Annotated in this window: 1 protein-coding gene and 1 pseudogene; both read left to right on the forward strand. The window is 33.9% G+C overall.

The window, feature by feature from the left end; all coding sequences use genetic code 4:
• Window positions 1–2,134: pseudogene (locus tag C4B25_RS04520) on the forward strand (DNA-directed RNA polymerase subunit beta); the annotation flags it as partial.
• Complete coding sequence (locus C4B25_RS05035) at window positions 2,061–3,011, forward strand: DNA-directed RNA polymerase subunit beta (protein WP_335904871.1); 951 nt, start codon at window positions 2,061–2,063, stop codon at window positions 3,009–3,011. The pseudogene C4B25_RS04520 and the gene C4B25_RS05035, both read left to right, overlap by 74 nt.
• Window positions 3,012–3,091: the final 80 nt, after the last annotated feature.

Raw genomic sequence — 3,091 nt, forward strand, 5'->3', positions numbered from 1 at the left:
CAATAAATTAGAAATCCTTCCACAATTAGGATCATGAATTGAAATATTCCACCGTGTTACAGGTAATTCAATTGACTGAGTTAAAATTAGATTAGATAAGAATAAACGTGTTCCTATCTCTGTATTTCTAAGAGCAATGGGGATGACAAAAGAAACTATGACTGAACTATTTGGTGAGTCACAAGTTCTTTACAACACATTCGCAAAAGATAAATTCACAACTGAACAAGAAGCACTTGAAGGTCTTCACCGTGTAATTAGAAAAGGTGATCGTATCACTGAAGAGTCTAAGAAAAACTTAATTTCTAACTTACTTTTCAACGATAAAAGATATAACCTTTCTAGAACAGGTAGATACATGCTTAATAGAAAACTTAACCTTGTTGAAAGATTAAGAAATTCTATTCTTGCTGAAAACATTGTTTCGACAAATGGTGTTGTTCTTTATAAAGCCGGAACAGCTATTACTAATGAAATGGCTATTGAAATTCAACGTGCATATAACGATGGAATGATCGGTACAGTTGAAATTCCAAATATTACTTCAGAAGTATATGGTTCACAACTTAATGAACACAAAGAACTAGAACAAAGAACAAAAATGGCTCTTGTTAAAGTTTATCCAACTAAAAAATGAATGGATGCTGGTAAACCAATGATTAACGTTATTGCTAATGATCCAAAAACAGTTGAAACACATATTGTAGTTTCTGACCTTGTTGCAGCTATTTCATACTACTTCAACATTATCGAAGGACTAGGTAATGATGATGATGCCGATTCACTAATCAACAAAAGAATTGTTAATGTTGGTGAATTACTAGAAAACCAATTCAAAATTGGACTTACAAAAATGGAAAAAAATGCTAAAGAAAGAATGTCTTCTAAAGAAGTGGATAAAATCACTCCTAAAAACATTACAAATAACAAACCTATTTACAACCAATTCAAAGCATTCTTTAACTCATCACAACTTTCACAATTTATGGATCAAATTAATCCATTAGCTGAAATTTCAAATAAACGTAGAATTACTTCTCTTGGACCTGGTGGTTTAAATAGAGATACTGCTCAATTTGATGTTCGTGATGTACACCCTACACACTATGGACGTATTTGTCCTATTGAAACACCTGAGGGACCAAATATCGGACTTATCTTAAACTTCGCTAACTACTCACGTATTAATGATTTAGGATTTGTTGAAACTCCTTACTTCCCAGTTAAAAATGGAGTAGTTGTTACAACACCTACTTACTTATCTGCTGTAGAAGAAAAAGGTAAATCATTTGCTCAATCAACAGTTACTTTAGATGCTGAAGGTAGAATTACAGATGAAACAGTTACAGTTAGAAAAAATCATAACTATACAATCATCCCAGGTTCAGAAGTTGACTATATTGATGTTTCATCAAAACAAGTTTCTTCAATCGCTGCTGCATGTATTCCTTTCTTAGAGAATGATGATGCCAACCGTACACTTATGGGTGCTAACATGCAACGTCAAGCTGTTCCTTTATTAAGAGCAGAAGCTCCTTATGTAGCAACAGGTATTGAATCAGAAATTGCTAGATATTCAGCGATGAATGTTAAAGCAACAAAAGATGGAGAAGTTACATTTGTAGATTCAACAGAAATTAAAGTTAAGCATGGTTCAAAAACTGAAACATACAACCTTAGAACTTTCGAAAGATCAAACCAAGGAACTGTAATCTCACAAAAACCAATTGTTCATGTTGGACAAAAAGTTAAAGCTGGAGATATATTAACAGATGGTTCATCATTCGATAATGGTGAATTATCAATTGGTAAAAATGTTCTTGTTGCCTTTTCAACATGAAATGGATTTAACTATGAGGATGCCGTAATCCTTTCAGAACGTTTAGTAAAAGAAGATGTTTATACTTCATTACATATTGAAGAATATTCACTACAATTTAGAAAATCAAAAGCCGGTGACGATGAATTAACAACAGAATTACCAAACGTTTCTTCAAATGCTAAGAGATTCTTAGACTGTCGGTTCAGATGTTTCTGCTGGAGATATTCTTGTTGGACGTATATCACCAAAAGGTGAAGAAAACTCAACACCAGAAGAAAAACTAATCGCTGCTATCTTCTCACAAAGATCTAAAAACCTTAAAGATACTTCTTTAAAAGTTAAACATGGTCAAGGTGGAACAGTTATTAATGTTGAAATCCTTTCAAGGGATACTGGAGATAAATTAGAAGATGGTGTAGATAAAATTGTTAAAGTTTACATTGCACAAAAAAGAAAAATTAAAGTTGGGGATAAAATGGCTGGACGTCATGGTAACAAAGGTGTTATCTCAAGAGTTCTTCCAGTAGAAGATATGCCTCACTTACCAGATGGTACACCGCTAGATATCATGCTTAACCCACTTGGGGTTCCTTCACGTATGAATATCGGTCAAGTACTTGAGCTTCACTTAGGTATGGCTGCTAGAGAACTTGGTGTTAAATTCGTTTCTCCAATCTTCGATGGTATTAAATTCGATGATATCAATGCCGCACTAGAAGAAGCGAAATTACCAACAACTGGTAAATTCAAATTAACAGACCCAATGACAGGTAAACAATTTGATAATGAAGTATCTGTTGGGGTTATGTACATGCTAAAACTATCACACATGATCGATGATAAGATGCACGCACGTTCTGTTGGTCCTTATTCATTAATTACTCAACAACCACTTGGAGGTAAGTCTCAAAATGGTGGACAAAGATTCGGTGAGATGGAAACATGAGCTATTGAATCTTATGGAGCAACAAACATTCTTCAAGAACTTCTAACTTACAAGTCAGATAACATTGATGGACGTAATAGAGTTTATAACTCTCTTGCAACTGGAACACCAGTTCCTAAAGCTGGTATGCCTGAATCATTCAATGTTCTTGCTTACGAATTACGTGGACTTGGACTTAAACTAGAAGTTGAAATCGATAATGATAAACAAGAAGAAGAAAATCAAGAAGGGGAGGAAGAATAATGGCTAAAATTCAAAAAGTAACACGTAAGTACGCTAACGTGGCACCTAATGCTGTTAAATCAGTTTCTCTATCATTAGCT

This window comes from Mycoplasma todarodis, assembly GCF_004335995.1.
In the GTDB taxonomy this organism is placed as follows: Bacteria; Bacillota_I; Bacilli_A; order Mycoplasmatales; family Metamycoplasmataceae; genus Mycoplasma_K; species Mycoplasma_K todarodis.